17 protein-coding genes are annotated in these 21,925 nt (G+C 70.7%); 8 read left to right on the top strand and 9 right to left on the bottom strand.

Features of this window, described 5'->3' with window-relative positions:
* Window positions 1-131: 131 nt before the first annotated feature.
* Both APAU_RS11990 and APAU_RS11995 read left to right on the top strand, forming a co-directional pair.
* Entirely contained in the window at window positions 132-1,580 is a 1,449-nt protein-coding gene (locus APAU_RS11990) for an alanine/glycine:cation symporter family protein (RefSeq protein ID WP_006302026.1), read from the top strand.
* 82 nt (window positions 1,581-1,662) lie between these two features.
* Window positions 1,663-3,303, top strand: coding sequence for an amidohydrolase (locus APAU_RS11995; RefSeq protein WP_006302027.1), 1,641 nt, complete (start codon window positions 1,663-1,665; stop codon window positions 3,301-3,303).
* 369 nt (window positions 3,304-3,672) lie between these two features.
* Here APAU_RS11995 and APAU_RS12000 read toward each other — a convergent pair whose 3' ends face one another.
* Window positions 3,673-7,476: a Synerg-CTERM sorting domain-containing protein gene (locus APAU_RS12000; protein WP_006302028.1), complete on the bottom strand. Its 3,804-nt coding sequence runs from the start codon at window positions 7,474-7,476 to the stop codon at window positions 3,673-3,675.
* A 382-nt stretch (window positions 7,477-7,858) separates the two neighbouring features.
* Between APAU_RS12000 and APAU_RS12765 the strand changes: the two genes are divergently transcribed.
* From APAU_RS12765 to APAU_RS12030, 6 genes are all read left to right on the top strand, one after another.
* The gene (locus tag APAU_RS12765) at window positions 7,859-10,381 is read left to right on the top strand and encodes an AAA family ATPase (protein WP_006302029.1); all 2,523 of its coding nucleotides are present in this window, start codon (window positions 7,859-7,861) and stop codon (window positions 10,379-10,381) included.
* A gap of 75 nt (window positions 10,382-10,456) precedes the next feature.
* Window positions 10,457-10,885, top strand: coding sequence for a VOC family protein (locus APAU_RS12010; RefSeq protein ID WP_006302030.1), 429 nt, complete (start codon window positions 10,457-10,459; stop codon window positions 10,883-10,885).
* 198 nt (window positions 10,886-11,083) lie between these two features.
* Window positions 11,084-11,806, top strand: coding sequence for a serine O-acetyltransferase EpsC (gene epsC / locus APAU_RS12015; RefSeq protein WP_006302031.1), 723 nt, complete (start codon window positions 11,084-11,086; stop codon window positions 11,804-11,806).
* Window positions 11,803-12,717, top strand: a complete 915-nt coding sequence (gene cysK / locus APAU_RS12020; protein WP_006302032.1) for a cysteine synthase A — start codon at window positions 11,803-11,805, stop codon at window positions 12,715-12,717. The genes epsC and cysK overlap by 4 nt, the downstream gene beginning before the upstream one ends.
* A gap of 20 nt (window positions 12,718-12,737) precedes the next feature.
* Window positions 12,738-13,076 carry a helix-hairpin-helix domain-containing protein gene (locus tag APAU_RS12025; protein ID WP_006302033.1) on the top strand — a complete coding sequence of 113 codons (339 nt, stop codon included), beginning with the start codon at window positions 12,738-12,740 and terminating at the stop codon, window positions 13,074-13,076.
* A 471-nt stretch (window positions 13,077-13,547) separates the two neighbouring features.
* The gene (locus tag APAU_RS12030; protein ID WP_408626267.1) at window positions 13,548-14,030 is read left to right on the top strand and encodes a zinc ribbon domain-containing protein; all 483 of its coding nucleotides are present in this window, start codon (window positions 13,548-13,550) and stop codon (window positions 14,028-14,030) included.
* Between the two features lie 4 nt (window positions 14,031-14,034).
* Here APAU_RS12030 and APAU_RS12035 read toward each other — a convergent pair whose 3' ends face one another.
* The 8 genes from APAU_RS12035 to APAU_RS12070 form a co-directional block, all read right to left on the bottom strand.
* Window positions 14,035-15,051, bottom strand: a complete 1,017-nt coding sequence (locus tag APAU_RS12035; RefSeq protein ID WP_006302035.1) for a glycosyltransferase family 4 protein — start codon at window positions 15,049-15,051, stop codon at window positions 14,035-14,037.
* 84 nt (window positions 15,052-15,135) lie between these two features.
* Window positions 15,136-17,037: a SpoIIE family protein phosphatase gene (locus APAU_RS14805; protein ID WP_040345125.1), complete on the bottom strand. Its 1,902-nt coding sequence runs from the start codon at window positions 17,035-17,037 to the stop codon at window positions 15,136-15,138.
* Window positions 17,038-17,075: 38 nt separating this feature from the next.
* A complete protein-coding gene (locus APAU_RS12045; RefSeq protein WP_006302037.1) occupies window positions 17,076-17,480 on the bottom strand; it encodes an ATP-binding protein in 405 nt (134 codons plus the stop codon).
* Complete coding sequence (locus APAU_RS12050; RefSeq protein ID WP_006302038.1) at window positions 17,462-17,797, bottom strand: STAS domain-containing protein; 336 nt, start codon at window positions 17,795-17,797, stop codon at window positions 17,462-17,464. The genes APAU_RS12045 and APAU_RS12050 overlap by 19 nt, the downstream gene beginning before the upstream one ends.
* Before the next feature lie 37 nt (window positions 17,798-17,834).
* Entirely contained in the window at window positions 17,835-19,286 is a 1,452-nt protein-coding gene (locus APAU_RS12055) for a GNAT family N-acetyltransferase (RefSeq protein ID WP_006302039.1), read from the bottom strand.
* Between the two features lie 92 nt (window positions 19,287-19,378).
* Window positions 19,379-20,425: a poly-gamma-glutamate system protein gene (pgsW, locus tag APAU_RS12060; protein WP_006302040.1), complete on the bottom strand. Its 1,047-nt coding sequence runs from the start codon at window positions 20,423-20,425 to the stop codon at window positions 19,379-19,381.
* The gene (locus APAU_RS12065) at window positions 20,422-20,841 is read right to left on the bottom strand and encodes a poly-gamma-glutamate biosynthesis protein PgsC/CapC (RefSeq protein WP_006302041.1); all 420 of its coding nucleotides are present in this window, start codon (window positions 20,839-20,841) and stop codon (window positions 20,422-20,424) included. Before APAU_RS12065 ends, pgsW begins: the two co-directional genes overlap by 4 nt.
* Window positions 20,841-21,908 carry a hypothetical protein gene (locus tag APAU_RS12070; protein ID WP_050792513.1) on the bottom strand — a complete coding sequence of 356 codons (1,068 nt, stop codon included), beginning with the start codon at window positions 21,906-21,908 and terminating at the stop codon, window positions 20,841-20,843. Before APAU_RS12070 ends, APAU_RS12065 begins: the two co-directional genes overlap by 1 nt.
* Window positions 21,909-21,925: the final 17 nt, after the last annotated feature.

Consider the following 21,925-nt stretch of genomic DNA (forward strand, 5'->3'; position numbering starts at 1 on the left):
CCATTCGGCTCCGCAAGGCATCGGACAAACCGGTCTTCCCGCCCGGCGCGAGGGGCTCTTCGCGCCCCTGATGTTCTGTGCCCCGGGCGATCAAGCAAGGCAACCCATTCGGACAGAGGAGGCAAGGTCACATGGATAAGATCCTGGAAACCCTGGTGGGGTGGGCCTGGGGAACCCCGCTTCTGGTGGCGGTGTTCTCCGTGGGCATCCTGTTCACGGTGGGAACGGGCTTCTGGCAGTTCCGGCGATTCGGTTTCATCCTCAAGAACACCCTCTGCAAGATGTTCGAGAAGACGGAGACGGGCAAGGGCATCCTCACCCCCTTCCAGGCGGTGGCCATCGCCATGGCCAGCACCGTGGGGGTGGGCAACATCGCCGGCGTGGCCAGCGCCATCGCCTTCGGGGGCCCCGGCGCGGTGTTCTGGATGTGGATCTGCGCCTTCCTGGGCATGATCACCAAGATGGCGGAGTGCACCCTGGCGGTGTACTTCCGGGACGTGGACGATTCCGGGGAGGCCTACGGCGGCCCCACCTACTACATGGAGAAGGGCCTAGGGCGCATGAAGGGCTGGCCCAAGGCCGTGTGGATCCCCATGGCGGCGGTGTTCGGCGGGGGCATCTGGTTCACCTTCTTCATCACCATGCAGAACTACACCGTATCGGAGGCCATCAGTTCCGTCTTCGGCGTGCCCATGGTGGGGGTCAGCCTCTTCTACGCCGCGGCGTGCTACGCCGTGGTCCTTGGGGGTATCCGGCGCATCGGCAAGGTGGCGGCCACCCTGGTGCCCTTCATGGCAGCCTTCTATCTGGGAGGCGGCCTGCTCATCCTCCTGAAGAACGCCTCTCAGGTGATCCCCGCCTTCGGGCTCATCTTTCACTCCGCCTTCAACCCCACCGCCGCTGCGGGGGGCTTCGGGGGCGCCGCGGTGGCGGTGGCCCTGCGCACCGGGGTGGCCCGGTCCATCTACTCCAACGAGGCAGGCTGGGGGACGGCGCCCCACGCCCACTCCACCGCCCAGGTGGACCACCCGATCCGCCAGGGCATGTGGGGGGTCTTCGAGGTCTTCGTGGACACCATCCTGGTGTGCACCATGACCGCCCTCATCGTCCTGGTAACCGGTGAGTGGACCTCCGGCAAGGGCGGGGCGACCCTGGCCCTGGCGGCATTCCGCCACGGCTTCGGGAACCTGGGGGTGACGGTCTTCACCCTGGGGCTCTTCCTCTTCGGATGGACCACCTCCACGGGCTACTGCGCCTACTACGAGATCCTGGCCCGCCACGTGGGGCACTGGAACAAGGGGTTGGCCAAGGCCTTGACCCTCCTGTGCAAGTGGGGTTACCCCATCCCCGGGGTGGCCATCGTGCTGTGGGCCACCAAGTACGAGGTGGGAAGCGGCACGGTGTGGCTCCTGGCGGACCTTTCCACCGCCGTCCCCACCTTCATCAACCTGGTGGCCATCGCGGTGCTCTCCCCGGTGTTCTTCCGCCTGCTGAAGGACTTCGACGCCCGGGAGTTCGGCAAGTCCGGCGGGAAGATGAATCACCTGTTCTACGAGGACGACCCGGCCAACCGCCGCTAGACCCGACGACGACGGTCCTTTGCTTGGGGCGGGGAGGTTTCCCCGCCCTTTTTTCCCGCTAGAAGGGAAGGATGACCTCTCCATGCACTCCAGCCTGGCACTGCACCACGGCCACATCCGCACTCTGGACCCCCGCCACCCCGTGGCCGAGGCCCTCCTGATCCGGGGCGAGACCCTGACGGCGGTGGGGTCCGACGAGGAGATCCGCAGCCTCGACCGGAACGCCGAATCCATCGACCTGCAAGGGAGGACGGTGCTGCCGGGCTTCAACGACAGCCACCTCCACACCCTGGGCTACGGGCGCTTCCTGGGGGTGACGGACCTCCGGGGCTGCGCCTCCGTGGAAGAAATGCTCCTGCGCCTTCGCCCCGCCCTGGGAGATCCGGAGGACCCGGACTCCTGGCTCACCGGCCGGGGATGGGATCAGGAGCGGTTCCACGCCCTCCCCCAGGGACCCTCCCGTCCCTTCTTCGACCGCTCCTGTCTGGACGGGCTCCCCACCCGTCGGCCCCTGCTGCTGGAACGGAACTGCGGCCACGTGGGGGTGGCCAACACCCGGGGCCTCCAGGTACTGGGGCTGTTTCGGGAGGACCCCTTCGGCCCGACGCAGGTGGACCGGGACGAGAAGGGGGAACCCACGGGGGTGCTCCGGGAGGACGCCCTGGAGTGGGTCCGGGGACAGGTGTACCGCATCGACTTCGACTCCGCCCTGCGCTTCTTCGCCCGGGCGGGGGAGGCCTTCGCCCGACGGGGCATCACCTCCGTCCAGTCCGACGACCTGGGCCCCCTGGGGACGGACCTGGACATGCTGCTTCGCCTCTTCGGGGCCCTGCGGGAGAAGGACCTCTTTCCCGTCCGGCTGAACGAGCAGTTCCTCCTGCCCCGCCGGGAGGACCTGGAGACCTTCCTGGAGGGGGGCTACCGCACGGGGCAGGGGGACGGGCACTTTCGCTTCGGCCCCCTGAAGATGCTGCTGGACGGATCCCTGGGGGCCCGCACCGCGGCGCTGCGCCGCGACTATGCCGACGATCCGGGCAACCGGGGGCTTCTGCTCTACGGGCCCGAGGCCCTGAAGGAGCGGGTGGCCCGAGCCCACGGGGCGGGGATGCAGGTGGCCATCCACTGCATCGGGGACCGGAGCCTCCAGACCGCCCTGGAGGCCTACGAGGCCGCCCTGGCGGAGGTTCCCCGGGACGCCCGGCACACCATCGTGCACTGCCAGGTGGGGGACGGGGAGCTGTACGACCGCATGGCCCGCCTGGGGGTGGTGGCGGCGGTGCAGCCCCCCTTCGTGGCCTCGGACCAGTCCATCGCCCCCCCGCGACTGGGGGCGGACCGCCTCGCCGGGGCCTATCCCGTCAAGGGGCTTCTGGATCGGGGCATCCTGACGACCGGGGGCTCCGACGCGCCCGTGGAGGACCCCGCCCCCCTTCGAGGCCTCTGGGCCGCCGTCACCCGGCAGCGGGAACCGGGAGACCCGGCGGAGGGGTGGCTCCCGGGGGAACGCATCTCCTTCCCCGAGGCCCTGGACCTGTACACCCGGGCGGGGGCGCGGCTGTCCTTCGAGGAACACGTGAAGGGCGCCCTGATCCCGGGCTTCTACGGAGATCTGACGGTCCTCCGGGAGGACCCCTTCCGGGTGAACCCGGAGGCCCTCCCGGACCTGCCCGTGGACCTCACGGTGTGCGGCGGACGGATCACCTGGAGGAGCCCGGACCTCTAGGGGCAGCGGGATCCGAAGCAAAACGCAGAGGAGGGAGCCCCCAGGGGCTCCCTCCTCCGCATTCTTCCAGCACCTGGTCCAACACGGCAAGCCCAAGCAAGCCGCCCTCCTGGCCTGTGTTCGCAAGCTGGCTCACATCGCCTGCGGGGTCCTCAAGCACCAGACCCCCTTCTGCCGGCCCCAGGAAACTCCTGGGATCTCCTGTCCCTGAACGAAAGCATCTCTTGGGTTTCGAGGAATTTCGGGACAACCCCATGACGGGCATCACGGTATCTTCCTTGATGTCCGGGGCATATTCTCCCTCCGCCCGGTTCTCCAAGAGAAGGACCCCGCGGAGAGGTCTCGTCCCGCGGGGTCCCGTTCCTGAACCTACTGCCTGCGCCGGGCCACCAGGGGGAGCAGCAGCAGAAGCCCCCACCAGCCGAGACCCGCAGCGTCGCAACCGCCGCCCCCGCCGCTCCCGCTTCCTCCGCCGCCGCCCCCGGAAACCTGGACGGAGACGGAAGCGGTCTGGCCGCTCTTGCGGTTCCCCACCTCCGACAGGACTTTGGCGTAGAGGACGTGGGTCCCCGACGTGGTGGGATGGAAGACCGCCTGCACCCCGTAGGGCACGTTCGGGGTCAGCAGGGGGATGCGGCGCAGGTCGAAGAGCTTGCCGCCCCGATCCGGGTCGCCGTCGTAGAAGCCCACCCGCACCAGGGGCCGCTTCCGGTCGGTGCCGGAAAGGAGCACCGAGGCGTTCACCAGCACCTGGTCCCCCGCCGCGGCCTCGGTCTTGGAGACGGACAGGGAATCCTGGGGCACCACGATGTCGCAGGAAGGAATCTGGATGGCCCCCACACCCTTCTGGGTTCCCGAAACCGCGGAGGAGGAGAGGTCCAGGTCCGCAGGATCCACCAGGGCCACCTCGTAGCGCCCCGTGTTGTTCTCCGCCGGGTCTCCGTCGTCGTGGATCTCGGCGATCTCACCCTCCGGGTCGATGCGCACCCGCACCATGTAGGTGTCCGTGGGGGAGACGGAGGACAGGGAGGCGGTGTTCCAGAGCACCTGGGCCCAGGCCCAGTTGGGGTCCCCCGCGGCGGTCCACCCGGGGATCTGGGGCACCGTCACCGTCCCGATCTCCACCGGGCTGCCCTCGCCGGTCTGACCCGGCTGGGGGTTGTAGGGAGCGTAGTAGAACCGCACCTTCACGTTCGAGACGGGCAGGAAGCTGTAGTTGTAAATCCGGCAGTTCACGTAGAGGGACTGCCCCTTGGGGAGGTCCACCCCCAGGTTGCTGGTGCTGGAATCGGGCAGCACGGACCCCGGAGTCCCGGCGGTGGTGGTGAAGTAGATCCCCCGGATGTCGTGGGAGGCGGAGGCGTCGCTCAGGAGCCACTTGTGCCGGTCGAAGCCGTTGGAGTCCCGGTAGGGGGTGGAGACGTACTTCCGGGGCAGGTTCAGCGCCGGGTCGGGCTTCTCGTAGTAGGGCATATCGTAGGTCTGGTCCCGACCGGTCCAGAAGTCCCCCGCCCCGTTGCCCGTGAGGTTCGGCGCGAAGCCCATGGTCAGGTAGCCCTTCTGGGCCTGGAAGACCTGGGCGGTGACCCCGTAGACCAGGTGGTTCCAGGGGATGGGCCCCGCCAGGACCGCGTCGTTGGTGTTGGGCTTCTGCACCTTCAGCCCCGTGGAGTTGGAGAAGTCCGATTTGGTGGTCACGGCGTGGGAGTAGGCCCCATCCCCGGTGACCCCGATGGAGGCGTTCCATCCGTTGGGGTCACCCTTCTTCTTGGGGCGGCTCGCCACGCCGAAGGTGAGGGAAGCCCCCAGGTTGCCCCCCAGGGTGTTCCCGCTTTCGGTGAACTGGCTGTTGGTCCAGGTCCAGTTCTGGCTCACCTCGTTGTACCCCGTGTCGAAGGCGGCGGCGCTGGTCAGGTCCCCCGTGTTCCCCGAGGGGTGGTCGGAGATCCGGGCGATGCTGTTGGGGTAGGAGAGCAGGTTGCCGTTCTCGTGGACCGGCTGGTACCACTCCAGGTTGGTGCCGCACACCGAGGCGTTCACCGGCGCGTCTCCCGGAATGGGGACCACGATCTGGTACCAGGCCGGGCCGACGTTGCCGCTTGCGTCCGTGGCGGTTTCGTTGAGGATGGGGTAGCGCCACACGTCCAGGTCCTGGACGGTGAAGTAGACCTGGTCGTCGTTCTCCGCGGCGGCCACGCTGGTGGTGCTCTGCTGGGCCACCTGCTTGTCCAGGTCGGTCTTCTTCCCGTTCATGGCGGCGCTCAAGGTGGAGGTGAGGTTCCACTTGAACAGATGCCCCCAGGTCAGGGACCCCTGGGTCTGAGCGCCCACGGACCAGTCGGTGACGTTGGTGGTGGCGGTGGTGGCGGAGCTGGTGTTGTTCAGCTGGAACTGGGACTGGAACCCGCTCAGGGAGCGGAAGGCGTCGATGCTCACCCCGTCCACCAGGTCGAAGTGCTTCGGCGGCTCCTGGAGCACCACGATGGGGCTGATGGACCCGTAGGCGGTGTAGTGCACCGGGTCGCCCAGGGCGAAGCTCTGGTCGTTCCAGTCCCCCAGAGCCAGGTAGAGCCCCTTCACCCCGCTCATGTCGTCGAGCTTGAAGGAGTTCTTCACGTTCCCGTCCACGAAGTCGCTCCCCGTCCAGGTGATGCCCCGGAGGGCCAGGCAGTTGTCGTTGTCCCCGCTGCGCCAGGCCAGGATCACCTGCCGCTTCACCAGGTTCCCGTTGGTCGCGTTGGGCAGGGCGTAGGCGCTGGAGATGGGGCCCACCGTCAGGTCGAACTCGATGCCGTCGGACATGGGGGGACCGGTCCAGTTGCCGTCATACTCGTCGTTGTAGCTGTAACTCAGGGAGGAGCTGCTGCCTTCCACCATCCGGAAGACGAAACAGCCGTAGTTGTCGTCCTTCATGTTGCCCGAGGAGACCCAGACCAGTTCGTCCTTCCCGTCCCCGTCGATGTCCCCGGCACCGCAGCGCACCGGGGCCCACATGGGGAAGTCGTGGGCCGTGCCGTGGGCGTCCTGGCCCCCGATCCGGTGGGTGTCGGAGTTGTGGGCCAACTTGGTAAGGGCCCCCGAAGCGAAGCGGTAGGAGTAGACGTCCGACAAGGCACTGTAGCTATGGACGCCGTAACCGTCCACGTCGTCCTGAACCCGACCCGCGGTCACGGGGAGGATCTCGTCGGTCCCGTCCCCGTCCAGGTCCCCCGCCGCCAGGTCACACTCCCCGGTCAGGTTCTTGCTGAAACCCTTGTCCAGGATCTGGGGTGAGGATAGGGTCTTGGTCCCGTTGGTGAAGAAATCTCTCCCGAAGGAACAGGCCCAGAGGACGTAGGAACCGTCCTTCTCCGTAGGCTGGTGGGTGTCGTTCTGCTCCGCCGCCAGCCAGGCCACCGCCGGGGTGCCGTCCCCCAGGAAGTCCCCCGCCACGGCCCGGACATTGGGCACCAGGTGGACGTTCCCGTCGCTGCTGGTCCAGCCGGTGACCTCCTTCACGGCGAGGCCTCCGCTGCCGGTCAGGTTGCCGTTGATGGCCACCGCCTTGAGTTTCCCCCCGGAGGCAGTGCTGCCGTAGACCACCACGAAGTCCCGGATTCCGTCCCCATCGATGTCCAGGGCCGCCATGTCCACGCACCGGCTCTGTTCCACCCGGTTGTCGTCGGTCTTGGCGGGAGGGGAGGGGGTGTCGAAGCGCTTGAGGGTATAGGCGGGGGAGGATTCCCCCACGTAGGTGGCCACCAGGGAGATGGCCCCGGTCTTGTCTTCCCCCTTGTCGTGGAAGACCCGGGCCTCCAGGACAAAGTCCCCGCGACCGTCCCGCCCCCAGGCCAGGGCATGGCTGTAGGTGTCGTCGGCGTTGGAGTCGAAGGCGGAAAGCGGCGCCCCGATGGACCCGCCGGACTGGAAGGAGAAGGGCAGATTCAGGTCCGTCTGGTCCTGGCTCGCCAGGTAGCCCTTGCTGTTGCTCTGGGCGATGAGGGAGTAGATGAGAAACTCCCGGTGTCCCTCCAGGGGGTCCGTGCTGGTGGTGTCCCCCGTCAGGAGCCCCGGCCGGGGCAGCAGGGCCAGGAGGGGAATCGCCAGAAGGAGAAGGACCCCGGGCCAGCTCCTGCGAAGGACCTGGAGCAGGGAAAGAGAAAACAGGGGGTTGCGTCTTTTGTCTTCGTGCACGGTCGTTCACCTCGGTTCCATCGGTCGGGCAGGTCTCCTCAGGGAGTCCTCGCCCACGACGCCGCCCTCTGGGGCGACGGGGCTTCGACGGCGTCATGAACGGCGCGGTCTCGGCTCATCGGTTCTCTGCTTGGGACCTGTTTCCCTCCGCCGCAGCTCCCACTCCCCATCCTTTCGCCCGACGCCTCCAGGCATGGTACCCTGTGAATGCACCGCGAAGAGGGCAATCCGCTGAAAAAACTGCGGCGTCCCCTCTTTCCGTAGTTACGTTATAGAATCAACCCCGAACCCTTGTCTATGACCCGAGGTCAGCATCCCGGGGACTTGGGGGGACTTTGTTTCGCAAAATACCCGAGGGAGACCGGAGGAAGGGGGTGAGGAAATGAGACAGGGGGAGGACTTTTCCCCTCCCCGCGGAGGGGCGAAGCAGCTGTACCGCGGCGCGATCCTCCGAAGGCTGGACGCGGCGGTGGAGGAGGGAATCCGGCAGTTCTACCTCGTCGCCCCGGGGGGCTTCGGGAAGACCGTGGTCCTGTCCCAGTGGCTTCACCCCCGGCGCAACGGGGTAGCGTGGCTTGCCCTGGACGAGCACGACAACAACGAGGAGCGCCTGACCGCCCGGCTCCTGCGGGCCCTGGCCTTCGCCCAGAAGCAGAACCGCCGTCTGGCCGCCCGGCTACGCCGCATCGAGGCCCCCTCCTTCCAGGACCTTCGGGAGGCCCTGGACCTGCTGGTCCGGGACGGCCCCAGGGACTGGGTGCTGGTGTTGGACGACCTCCACCGCCTCACCGACCAGGACCGATTGCGGGACCTCGCCCGGACCGTCGCCCTCCTGCCCCCTTCCTTCCTGGTGTGCCTGGCGGGACGCACCGAGCCGGACGGGGCCTTCGGGGAGGGGATCCTCAAGGGGACGATGCAGGTCCTCCCCGGATCCCTCCTGGCCTTCACCCGGGAGGAGGTGGCGGAACTCCTCCGCCTGCGCAAGGGCGACCCCCGGGACGGGGACGCCCTCTTCGCCCGGACGGGGGGCTGGCCCATCGCCGTGGGAGCCTTCCTGCTGGGCCCCCGGACGGGGCCGACCGCCGGGGCCCCGGGGGAAGAGCTGCTCTTTCCCTATCTCCAGGCCCACGTGTGGGATCTCCTGGACGAAGGGACGCGCGCCTTCCTGGTACAGGTCTCCCTGGCCCCCTTCCTCACCCCGGAGCTGTGCTCCCGCCTCACCGGCCTCCCCCGATGCGGCGGGATCCTCCAGGACCTCCACCGACGGAACCTGTTCCTCTCCCGCTCCGACGACGGGACCTACCGCCTCCACGACCTGTTCCGGGAGTTCCTCCTCCGCCGTCTGGAAGAACTCCGGCGCCCCGAGGAGCGGGAGGCGCTCTGCCGGGTCCTGGCGGAGGCCCTCTTCGAGGGGGGGCACTACTACGCCGCGGCGTCCTTCTACATCCGGTGCTCCGACGGGAAGAGCGTCTCCGCCTGCTGCCGGGCCCTGCGGCAGTACGCCCCCCAGCACCCCCTGGAGGAGCGCATCGCCTTCACCAAGCGCTACCTCCTGGGCGGCCCCGACCCCCTGGGGAAGCGCCACCCCGACGCGGCAGCACAGTGCGCCGTGGCCCACTACCTGGACGGGGACGTGGAGGGTTTCTTCTCCTCCCTGGACTTCGTGCTGGAGGCGGCCCGGGAACGGGACGACGAAGACTTCCGTCGCCTGGCGGGGATCCTGCGGCTTCTGGACTGCCGCCGCCCCCTGGGGGCATACCTGGAGGAGCTGCTGCACCTCCCCGGTTCCGAGGAGAACCGCCCCGGCCCGGGGACGGAGGCCCTGCCCCCGGGGACCCTCACGGCCTACCTGCCCCTGATGCACCGCTCCTTCACGGATCGGACCGATCGGCTCCCCGGGCTGGACACCTTTCCCGACACCTTCTGTCGGGCCTGCCGACCCCTCCTGGGGGACGACGTGGACCTCATCGGCCTCTGCGCCCAGGGGGGAGGCCTCTACGAGCAGAACCGACTGGAGGAGGCCTGCGAGCTGGCGGTGCGGGCAGAGGCTCGGGCGGCGGGGTGCCGGGAGGACCTGCGGTTCTGCGCGGACCTGCTCTTCCTGACCGTCCTGACGGCCCTGGGGAGGCGGGACGAGGCGCAGCGTCTGGAGGGGGAGATCGCCCGGCGCATGGGTGAGGAGGACCTGCGAGCCCTGCTGCCCAACTTCCGGGCGTGGCGGTACGGGAGGCGCCTGGCGGAGGGAGACCGGGAGGCCGCGGCGGAATGGCTGGCAAGACACGCCGTCCCCGTCACGGAGAAACCGGCCCTCCACCGGATCACCCAGCACTTCGTGACCCTCCGGGCCCTCCTGGCGGAGGGAAGCCCGGACCTGGCCCTCCTCCTGGGGGAAAAGCTCCGCAAGCTGGCGGAGGACTACCGTCGCCCCCTGGACCGCCTCCAGGCCCTCATCCTCCTGACCCGGGCCCAGTGGCAGCGGGGGGAGAGGGGACGGGCCCTGGACCGGCTGGAGGAGGCCCTCGCGGCGGCGGCCCCCCAGGGCCTGATCCGGGGGTTCCTGGACGAGGCCCCGGGCCTGCGGCCGATCTTCCCGGCCTTCCTGAAGAGCCGCCGGGGAGGGGACGAGGCCCTTCGCCGGTTCGCCGTGAACGTGCACCTCCTCGTCCTGGAGGCCTGCGGCCCTTCAGAAAGCGCCCATGACCTGGAGGAACCCGCAGCCCCGTTACGCCTCTCCCCCCGACAGGAGGCGCTTCTGGGGCTGCTGGAACGAAACGCCACCTACCGGGACGTGGCGGAGGCCCTGGGGGTCAGCCACTCCACCGCCAAGTACCACGTCCTGAAGCTCTACCGGACTCTGGGGGTCACCTCCGCCGCGGAGGCCCTGAGGAAGGCCCGGAGACCCTGACCCTTCCCGGGGCGTTCCCCTCGTCGGGACGCCCCCACCGAAACCCCCGAGACCATCCCCGAAGGAGGCAATCCCATGTTCCGTTCCCTGGTCCCCGACCTGCCCTGCGCCGACGTGGCCGCCACCCTGGAGTTCTACCGGGAACTCCTGGGCTTTGTCCCCTCCCTGACCCTCCCCGCCGACCCTCCCTATCACTGGGCCCTGGCCCGGTGCGGGGAGGTGACCCTCATGTTCCAAACCCTCTCCAGCCTGACCGCGGAATTCCCCTCCCTTCACGCCGGAGCTGCGGGGGGACCCTTGGCCCTCTACCTGGAGACGGACCGGGCACTGGACCTCTACGAGCACCTCCGGAACCGCCCCGAGCTGACCCAGCCCCTGAAGGAGACGGGGCAGGGGAAGGTGGAATTCGCCCTGACGGACCCGGACGGGCGGGTGGTGGTGCTGGTGGGAGACCGGAACCCCTCTTGCCAGGGGGCCTGTCCTCCGGTACAATCCGCCCCATGAGACAGTCGAAGGTTCTTCGCGGGGTGTTTTTCCTGTGCGCGTGTTGTCCTCGGGGGCGTTCTCGCTGACCCGACGGACGGCTCGCGTCCGCTTGGGTCCGACCTAGGCGGACCCGCCATCGGCCCTTCGGGGCTTACCCATCGAATCGATCCGGGGATCCGCCGTCGGCGGGTCCCCCTTTTTTTGTCCCACAGGGCAATGACCGAGAACGGGAGGGATGGTTTCCATGGGGTGTGGAGGACGATCGTAGAGGACTATCGGGCGGTTCGGAGGAACGACCCGGCGATCCCGGGAGGCCTGCGGGGCTCCCTGGAGACGCTGCTGTGCACCCCGGGCTTTCAGGCCCTGCTGGTCCACCGGCTGGTGCATCCGCTGCACGTCTCCCTGAAGGTGCCCGTGCTGCCCCGGCTGCTGTCCCTGGTGGCCCGGTGGTGGACGGGCATCGAGATCCACCCGGGGGCGCGCATCGCCCCGGGGGTGTTCATCGACCACGGTTCCGGGGTGGTGGTGGGGGAGTCCGCCGTGGTGGGCCGGGGCTGCGTGCTCTTCCAGGGGGTCACCCTGGGGGCCACGGGAAACGAGCGGACCTGGCAGCGCCACCCCATCCTGGAGGAGGGGGTCTTCGTGGGCAGCGGAGCCCGGGTGCTGGGCCCCGTGACCCTGGGGAAGGGGGCCCGCATCGGGGCCAACGCGGTGGTGCTGGAGGACGTACCTCCGGACACCACCATGGTGGGACCCAAGGCCCGGGCGGTGAAGGTGGGGCGGGCCCGCATCGGGAACCTGCCCGAAGGGGTCTGCCGCCAGGGGATGGAGGACCTGACCGCCCGGATGGAGTCCCTGGAGCGGGAGGTCCGGTCCCTGCGCCGTCAGCTGGAGGCGGCCCGGGGTCTGGAGGAGCGGGGAATGGAGGCGACGGGATGAGGCGCGTGGCGGACCTGGAGATCCTGCGGCACGTGGGGAACACTCCCCTGTACCGCCTGGAGGACACCGGGGGGGCTCCGGTGTGGATCAAGCTGGAGGGGAACAACCCCGGGGGTTCCGTGAAGGACCGGGCGGCCTGGGGGATGCTGCTTCGGGCGGAGCGGGAGGGCCTTCTGGTCCCGGGGGCCGCGGTGGTGGAACCCACCAGCGGCAACACGGGCATCGGCCTGGCCCTGCTGGGGTCCGCCCTGGGACTGCGGGTGGTGCTGGCCATGCCCGAGTCCATGTCCCTGGAGCGTCGGGGGCTGCTGCGGGCCTACGGGGCGGAGCTGGTGCTGACCCCCGCGGGGGAGGGGATGCAGGGGGCGGTGGAGGCGGTGGGGGAGCTGCTGGCCCAGATCCCCGGGAGCTTCACGGTGGACCAGTTCTCCAACCCCGGAAACCCCTGGGCCCATCGGGTCACCACCGCCCCGGAGATCGCCGCGGGCCTGCGGGGGGCATCCCCGGCGGCCTTCGTGGCGGGGGTGGGCACGGGGGGCACCTTCACGGGGGTGACGGGGGTCCTCAAGGCCCTCTTCCCGGACCTGCTGGGGGTGGCGGTGGAACCCGCCTCAAGCCCCCTTCTCTCCCAGGGGAGGGCGGGGAGTCACGGGATCCAGGGCATCGGGGCCAACTTCGTCCCGGCGAACCTGGACCGCTCCCTGGCGGACCGCGTCGTGACCGTGGAGGACGAGGCGGCCCGGGAGGCATCCCGCTGGCTGGCCCGGACCCACGGCATCTTTTCGGGCCTCTCCACGGGGGCCAACCTCCGGGCGGCCCTGGACCTGGCGGCCACCCTGCCCCCGGACCGGCCGGTGGTGACGATCCAGTGCGACCGGGGGGACCGATACTTGAGCGTCCTGGCCTCCTGAACCGAGAGGAGGAGGAAACCATGACGGAACGCGCCGAACCGCCCCGCTCCCCACGGAAGCGGGGTGCCCCGGACCCCCTGCAGACCCTGCCCTCCGTGGGGCCCAGCCTGGCGGCGGACCTGAGGCTTCTGGGGGTGCGGACTCCCGAGGACCTGCGGGGCCAAGACCCCCAGGACCTCTACGACCGCCTCTGCGCCCTCACGGGGACGAGACAGGACCGATGCGTGCTCTACTGCTTCCGCTGCGCCGTCCACGCCGCCTCCGTCCCGAATCCGACCCCGGAGGAACAGCTCTGGTGGAACTGGAAGGATCCCCTTCCCCCGAAACGAAGGAGTCCCGGGAGGGTTACACGTTCCTGACGAAGCCTTGCCACCCCCTTCGCCAAGGGTCTAGAATCCCCTCAGGAACGCTTCCATTCCCGGCGAAAGGGGCTGGTTTGTTTGGCTCGAAAATCTCCGGAACACCCGTTCCCCCCTTCCTGTTCCCGCAAACCCCGCGGCCACTCCTCGGGCGGCAGACCCTCTGACGGGTCTGCCGCCCTTTCGTTTCGCCGCCCCCAGGCGGCCATCGACATGGGGGACACGGTGCTCTTCGCCCTGGTCTCCGACGCCCCCCGGTCCCACCCCCTGCTGGTGCGCAACTTCCTGGGCCGGGAGAGGCTGGACCGCCTCCGCAGGCTGGCCCGGAAGGACCGGGACCGCTTCCGCAAGGAGGTGGCGGCGGTGGACCGATACGTGGAGGAGGCCTGCCACCTGGTGGTGCGCAAGTGCCTGGACCTGGGGGTGGCGGAGGTGGCGGTGGGGGGCCGGTCGGTGAAGAACCCCTACACCGTGAAGCCCCGGTCCCTTTGGGAGAACCCCCTCCTGAACCTGAGCCTCCAGCTCCTCCAGACCCTGCGGTTTCAGTGCATCCTGGGGGGCATCGACCTGCAGGTGGTGGACGAGGCCTTCACCAGCCGGGTGGATTCCCTGTGTCTCCAGCCCCTGGCGGGGGAAGGGAACCTCAAGCCCGGGCGGATGGGGCACTGCAACCGTCGGCAGTTCCTCTCCTCCTGCGGCGAGGTGATCCACCGGGACCTGAACGGGGCCATCAACATCGGGCGCCGGGCCTTCGGGGACGAGTTCGCCCGCCCCATCCTGGAGGACCAGCGCTGGCAGGACCCGGAGCTGGCGGTGGTGTTCCCCGAGGGTCCCTCGGACCCGGAACCCCTCTGGCGCTTCTCCCTGGCCGAACCCTGGGAACCCCGGACCGAGCCCTTCCGGGAGTCCCCCGAACGGCCCTGGCTGCGCCCCCAGGGGCGCCTGGTGAACTGACCCCTCAGGCCGCCCTGCGCTCTCTCCGCCGAGGCTTCAGATTTGCCAGGAACTGATCCGCCGACCGGTCCCAGGACCGGTCCAGGGCCGCCTTTCGGCAGGCCAGGGGGTCCAGCTCCCGGGCCTTTCGGCAGGCTCGCCCCAGGTCGTCCTCCAGCCAGCCCGTGACCCCCTGGTTCACCACGTCCAGGGGCCCCGTCACGGGATAGGCCGCCACGGGAACCCCGCTCGCCAAAGCCTCCAGCATGACGATGCCGAAGGTGTCCGTACGGCTGGGGAAGACGAAGCAGTCCGCCTGGGCGTAGAGCCGGGCCAGCTCCTCCCCCCTGCGGGCCCCCCAGAAGGTGACCCGGGGGTATCGACCCCGCAGCGCCTCCAGATCCGGTCCGTCCCCCACCACCCATTTCGACCCCGGAAGGTCCAGGTCCAGAAAGGCGGGAAGGTTCTTCTCCACCGCCACCCGGCCCACGTACAGGTGCAGGGGGCGGGCCCCCGGCCCCAGATCCGCCTTGGGACGGGGGCGGAAGAGTTCCGTGTCCACCCCTCGCCCCCAGGGGCGCAGGTTGTCGAAGCCCCGGTGGGACAGCTCCTCCGCCAGGCTGGGGGAGGCCACCATCAAGGCTTCCGAGGGGGCGTGGAACCACCGCAGGTAGGCGTAGAACAGGTCGCTCCCCCGACCCAGGCGGGCGTCCAGGTACTCGGGGAAACGGGTGGTGAAGGAGGAGGAGAAGGGGAAGCGGTGGAGGCGGCACCAGGCCCGGACCGCCACCCCCACGGGGCCCTCCGTGGCCAGGTGGATCGCCTCGGGGGCGAAGGCCTCCACCCGAGCCCCGGCGGTCCAGAGGTTCCAGGCCAGGCGGATCTGGGGGTAGGTGGGACAGGGAAGGGTGAGGAAGCGGTGGGGGCCCAGAAGGGCCACTTCGTGCCCTCGGGCCTCCAGGGTGCTGCAGGTTCTTTCCAGGGTCCGGACCACCCCGTTCACCTGGGGCAGCCACGCATCGGTGGCGATGAGGATGCGCATGGAATCCCTCCTTCCTGGGAGCACCCCTTGGGGGGTGCCCTCTTCAGTAAAGGAGGTCCCGGTTACGCCTTCATGACGCCTTCGCTACAGCCTCTCCACCGTCTCGGTCCCGCCGTCCGGAGCCTTCAGCCGCACCGCCAGCACCGCCCGGTCGTCGCTGGGGTCCTGGCCGTCCTCGAAGGCCACCACCGCCTCCACCACCCGGTCCACCGCCTCCTCCGGGGAGGCTGCCTTCTGGGACCGCAGCAGCTCCTCCAGCCGGGGCACCCCGAACAGCTCCCCCCGGGGGGAGAAGGCCTCGGTGACCCCGTCGGTGAAGAGGACCCACAGCTCCTCCTCCCCCAGCTCCAGGGTCTCGTCCCGATAGGCCGTCCCCGGGATCGCCCCCACGGGCAAGGCGGGGGCCACGTCGAAGAGGGACGCCGTCCCGGACCGGGTCACCCGCACCGGGGCGGGGTGCCCCGCGGAGGCGTAGACGCATCGCCCCGCGACCGGGTCCACCCGGGCCAGGAAGAGGGTGACGAACATGGCCGTGTCGTTGTCCCGGGAGAACTGATCGTTCAGGCGCTCCAGGATCCGGGCGGGGGAGAGGGCGCTTCGCCCCAGAACCCCCATGCCCGTGCGCACCGCCGCCATGAACAGGGCCGCGGGGATCCCCTTGCCCGCCACGTCCCCCATGGCCAGGAAGAGGAAGCCCCGGTCGTCCAGGAAGGCGTCGTAGAGGTCCCCCCCCACCTCCCGGGCCGCCTCCAGGCGTCCGGCCACGGCGAAGGTCTCCGTCCTGGGGAAGGCGGCGGGGAGGAGGCCCTTCTGGATCCGCGCCGCCAGGTCCAGCTCCGTGCGGCTGCGGGCGCGCTCCGCCGCGTCCCGCTCCTGCTCCTCCAGGTAGCGCAGCAGGTCCTTTCGGGCGGTCTCCAGGGCCCGGGCCAGCCGGGCGGGCTCGTCGTCCCCGGGAAACTCCGGCACGGGGACCAGCAGGTGCCCCAGGGCCAGCTCCTGGGCCGCTCCCTCCAGCACCTTCACGGGGCGGACCACCGATCGGGCCACCAGAAGCGCCGCCCCCGCCAGGAACAGCACCCCCCCCAGGGCCACCAGGGCCAGCCGTCGGTGCAGGGGCACCAGCACCGCCGTCAGGGCGCTTCGGGGCACGAAGACCCCCAGGGACCAGTCGTTGGTGGGCAGGGGCCCGAAGGTCACCCGGCCGGGCTCCCCCGTCCGGGGGTTCTCCGCCGCCAGGGTTCCCCGGTCCTGTCCCACCATCCGACGCCGCAGGTCCTCCGCCTTCCCCTCCCTCATCCGGGGAAGGTCCTCCGTTCCCGTCAGGCCGGGGACGGAGACCGCCAGCAGCTTGCCCCTCCCGGAGAGAAGGAACGCCACCCCCCCGGGGGGAAGGGAGAGGGAACGCAGCAGGTCCGAAAGCCACTCCAGAGCCACGTCCCCCGTGACCACCCCGGCGAAGCGCCCCTGGGCGTCCCGGAAGGGGACTCCGAAGGTGGTCATGAGGACCTCCCCTCCCCCCTCGTCGAAGTAGGGCTCGCTCCAGCAGGGCTGATCGAGTCCCTGGGGCAGGAGGTACCAGGGGTGGTTCCGGTAGTCGTAGCCCCCCCGGGAGAGGTCCCGGTAGGTCAGCCCATCTCCCCGTCGGAACAGGTAGGGCGCCGCGGGGCGCCCCAGGGAGGCGGGGGAGAAGGCCGCACAGGAACCGTACAGGGTGGGGTTGTCCTCCAGGGTCCGCTCCAGGGCCCCGCGGGCCTCCTCGGGCCCCAGGGTCCGGAAGGAGAGGCGCGCCGCCAGCTCCCGCACCGCCGCCTCCGCATCCCCCAGGCGGGCGTCCACCTCCGCCCCCGCCTGGTAGACCTGGGCGTCCACGGTACGCTGCACCTGCTCCTGAAGCAGGGACTCCGTCAGGACATAGCCCATCCACAGGACCCCGGCGAAGACCCCCCCAGCGCCGAAGAGCACCCACAGGGCCACCCTGCGGGCCATGCCTCCCCGCCGCTTAGGCCCCGCCGAGGGGGAAGGGGTCATGGGCGGTTCCGAAACCGCAGGGTCAGGACGTTCTCCTCCCCCTCCCGGGCGTAGGAAGCCTCATCCTCGGGCATCTCGTCGGGGCAGGTCTTCCGCTCCGGGGGGAAGGGGAACTCCAGGGTCTCCCCTCGATCCCGCACCTGGACCTCCACCTCCCCCGGGCGGGCTCCCACCACCAGGCAGACGCTTCCGGGGCGATCCCCGAACCCCCGGAGGGCCACCCGGAGGAAGGCCGCCTCCACCGTCCGCTCCACGTCGTCCAACCGAAGCCGGGACAGCCCCGCAGGGGTGGAGGCGGCCCGGGCGAACCCCGCCGCTTCCCCCGCGAAGCCCCTCCGGGCGGGGACGATGCGCTCCCGGATCTCCTGACCGTCCGGGGACTTCAGGAGCCGGCGGGACACGGTCCGTCCTCCTTCAGCTCCACCAGGGCGCCGAATCCCGCCAGGTCCAGGACCTCCCGCACCACCCCGCGGGTGCCCACCAGGACCAGCCGCCCTCCCTGGGGCTTCAGACGCTTCACCGCCCCCAGGAACACACGAAGCCCCGCGCTGGACACGTACTCCAGGTCCCGACAGTCCAGCTCCAGATCCCGAGCCCCTCCGTCCAGCCAACGGGACACCTGCTCCTCCAGGGCCGGGGCCGTGGCGGTGTCCAATCTCCCCTGAAGCCGGGCTCCGACCTCCGGCGCCCCTCGGGTCTCCGTGAAACTCAAGGTCATTCTCCCTCACCTCCGTGGAATCGCTCTCTCCCCAGGCTCAGGCCTCCGGATCGTTGCTCCGAACCCGTTCCAACACGCGCCTCCCCCAGGGGGAGGCGGTGGTCACCTTGTCGTAGTCCAGGGGCCCCTCGAAGACCCGCTGCATCAGGAACCGGTCCCCCCGCACCTCGTCGGGCAGGGCCCCCACGGGGAAACACCCCAGGGGCTCCAGCCCCGCCGCCAGGGCCGGCGTCCCCGGGTCCTCCAGGGGAAGGCGCAGGGTCACCGCGCCGGCCTTCCGGAGACGGAACTCCCGAAGCCGCTTTCCCAGGACGCTCAGGGTACCCCGCCCCACCGAATCCACCTCCAGGGTCCCCAGGGCCAGGATCTCCGAGTAGTCCGCCCCCACCAGCCCCGGCCCCTCCGGCGGAGAACCCTCCACGGAAGCCTCCCGGAAGGGAAGGCCCAGGGCCTCGTAGACCTCCCCCAGGAAGTCCCGGTGCCTCTCGGGAAGGTACAGGGTGCGCTCTCGGCGGGTCCCCCGGGGCAGATACTGTACCATGAGGCTCAGGCGCTGTTCCGGGGTCCCCCCCAGGGCCTTGAAGTCCATGGACCCCGGGTAGGCCCCGGGGAGGAGGGCGCACTCCACGAACCCCCCGGCCCGGGCGGCCTTCTGGGAGGCGGGGTGGACGGTGACGGACTGGACGAAGAACCCCCGGAACCCCCGGCGCGTCCCCTCCTCCAGCAGCCGGTCCGTCAGCCCCTTCAGAAGACCCAGCCCCCGGTAGGGGGGCTTCACGAAGGCCATGCCCAGCTCGCAGCTTCCGTCCCGGGGGTTGTGCACCTCCAGGGCCGCATGCCCCAACACCTGATCCCCCGCCGCCGCCACCAGGGAGACCACCTTCCCCGCCTCGTTGAGGGCCCGGACCCGGTCGGGGTAGTACAGATGGGGGTTGGGGTAGGAGTTTCCGTAGGAGCGCCAGGCGCAGCGGCTCACCTCCACCGCCTCCCGGGGATCCATGGGACGGTAGACCACCTCCGCCGGGTCCACCGGCGGGGCGGGGGGTTCCGTCGGGGCGGGGGCCTCCGCCGCCGAGGGGGTGGAGAAGTACTTCACGTAGCGAAGGGTGCGCCCCCCCGGGCCCTCGTCGTCGAAGGAGGTCTCGTCGGTCACCCCCCGGAGCAGCAGAAAGCCCAGGCCCTCCCCCGCTCCCGCCAGGAGGGCCTCCGGGGTGAGCCGTTCGGGACAGACCGCCTCGTAGGGCTCCCCCTCCTCGTGGAGGGACACCTCCAGCCCCAGGGGGACCCGTCGAAAGGCCACCCGGTAGGTCTCCACCGCCCCGGGATGGACGGCAAAGGTCACCGCCTCCTCCAGGGCCAGACGCAGCTCCTCCCCCCGGCGGCCGTCGAACCCCGCCCTCTCCGCCAGCAGGGCCTGGCAGGTCTGGAGAAGCTCCAGCCCCTCCGGCCCCGGGGGCACCTCGATCCCGCAAAGCAGACGCCCGATCATGTCCACTCCTCCCTCGTCCTCCCCGGCGAGGAGGGTCGCTCACATTGTCGCATAGATAGCCTATCCATTGAAAGAGGGAAACGTCCTCCTCGTCAGGAATCGGGGTTTGTTTTTCCCGTCTCCGTGAACCGAAAGCGCCGAAAGGAGGCCAGCGCCCCCGCGAAGAGCCCCAACCCCGCCGCGGCGGCCCAGGGGCTTGTCCCCAGGCTCCTGCGGAAGGGGGCGTCGTAGCCGATCCCCGTGCGGGCGCAGAGGGTCTTCATCTCCAGGAGGTGCAGCACCGGAAGGCCCCGGCGCAGGGAGCGGCCGATCACCCCGTCCCCCGCCTGCCCCCCCTGGGAGGGATCCAGCAGCCCCGGCTGGAGGGCCAGCACCGCCTCCCGGTCCCCCAGATTGGCGTGGGACCCCCCCACGCTCACCACCAGCTTGGGGTGCACCGATTCGATCAGAGCCATCTTGCGGTCCGTCATGCCCCGAAGCCGCTGCTCCGGCGTCCCGGAGGCGGTCCACAGGGGCACCCCGTCCTCCCGGGCGACCCGCTCCAGCAGGACCCGCCCCTCCTCCGAGAGCCCCCCGCCGGTTTCGTAATCCCCCCCCAGGGTGTACGCGACGGGCAGGGTGCGCAGGAACCCCTCCCGGCGGAGGAAGCGCCCCATGGCGGGCCAGGGGAACTGGGGCCGGTTGGCCCCCCAGGTGGAAGATCCCAGGGAGACCACCAGGGTGACCTCCAGCCCCGCGCTCTCCGCCGCCGCCAGGGCGGAGAAGAGGAGCCCCGGAAAGGAGGAGGAGGAGAACAGGACGATCCGGTCCCCCGGAACCAGCCCTGCCTGCCGGAACCACCGGAGGCACTGGACCCCGAAGAGGGGGTTCGCGGCGGTGCGCTTGGCCGGAAGCTCCCCCAGGGTGGTGGTGAGGGGGCTCCACTCCACCCCCACGAAGCCCGTCCGCTCCGGGTCGTCCTGCCGGGAGAGGGGCAGCCCCAGGGCCTCCTGGTGGGCCCACAGGGCCCCCTGGGCGGCGCGGATGCGCTGGACCAGCCGGGCCTCCTCCGGGGTCAGTCCGGGAGCGAAGGCGTAGAGGACCCCCAACAGGGCGACCGCCAGGAACACGAGCCTGCGGGGGAAGGAAGGGACGCTCATCCCAGAAGCAGCCCCGCCGCCAGGGCCGCCGCGGCCCCCACGGAACAGGCCCCCGCCAGGGTGGGGAGGGCTCCCTGGCGCTGCACGTCCGCCGCCACCAGCCCCGGCACCACCCAGCCCAGCCAGAGGGACCCCAGGGGGAAACGGACCTCCACCAGGGCCCGGACCGCCAGGGCCAGCAGCAGGGCCGCCCCCAGGCGCTCCCGGCCGTAGAGGCCGAAACGGCGCACCCCCAAAGCCAGGGGAAGGGCCAACAGCACCCCGATGCCCAGGGCGGCGGCGAGGCGCGAGGGTTGGGAGGCGTGCAGCGCCAAAAGCCCGGGGGTGAGGATGCCCCCGCACCCCCAGCCGGTGCGGTGGGTGTAGACCAGGCCCAGCAGGATGCCCAGCCCCAGGATGAGGGTTTCCGGTTCCATCAGACCCCTTGCCCCCCTTCCCTCCGGGTCCGCAGCAGCTCCAGGGGGGATCCCGCCACGTTGCCGCACCCGAAGACCCGCCCCCGGCTTTCGACCCACCGGGCCAGGTCCTCCCCCCCCGTCAGGTCCCGCCAGGTCCCCAGCCCCCCGGGCCCGCGCCGGGGGGCGAAGCGCCCCCAGAAGGACCGGTCCCGGGAGAAGACCACCTCCCTCCAGGGTCGCCGGGCGATCCAGGGCAGGAAGGCCGCAAGCCGCCCGGGGCGGTCCGGCCGATGGTGGTAGAGCAGTGTGGTCTCCTCCGGGGTCCACCCCGTGGCCTCGAAAAGCCGCTCCGTGCTCTCCGGCTCGTTGGCCGCGAAGGCGGAGGCCAGACGGGCCGCCCCCAGGGGGAGGACCCGGTAGTCCGCCACGTCCGGAGGCAGGGCGACCATGCCCCGACGGGCGGACGCCCCGTCCAGCCCCAGTCCTTCCAGGGCCGCCAGGGCCAGGCCCCGGTTCTCCGCCCCGAAGGGGGCCTCCCCGAACAGGGGTTCCTCCGGCCGGGCCTCCCGCAGGGGGGAGCGGGGCAGCAGCCTCCGGACCCAGGGCAGGGCCTCCCGCCCCGCCGCCACGGGACACCCCTCGGGGATCCCCGCCGCCAGGGCCCGGGCCGCCCCCTCCTCCCCGGGATCCCAAGCCTCCGGGTGGTCCGGCCGGGCGTTGGTCCACACCACCAGGCAGGGGACCAGCCACCGGGCCGCCAGGGGCTGGAGGTCCGGGGCCACGGCGCTGTTCTCCAGCACCACCGACGCCCCCGGGGGCACCTGTCCCAGCCACCAGCGCATCTCCTCCACGTGGGCGGGGGCGGTGCGTTCGATGAGCCGCTCTCCCCCCGGGCCGATCTGCCGGGGCAGCACCCCGGTGATGCGCCCCCAGGCGGGGACGCCGCAGGCCTCCAGGCCCGCGCAGAGAAGCCGCACCAGGGAACTCTTCCCTCGGGAACCCGTCACCAGAATCCGGTGGGACCGTTCCCCCCGAAGCCCTTCCTCCCGTTCCTCCACCCCGCACCCCTCCCGACAGACCATCATTATAGAGGGGCAAGGGA

It is taken from the genome of Aminomonas paucivorans DSM 12260 (genome assembly GCF_000165795.1).
Lineage (GTDB): Bacteria > Synergistota > Synergistia > Synergistales > Synergistaceae > Aminomonas > Aminomonas paucivorans.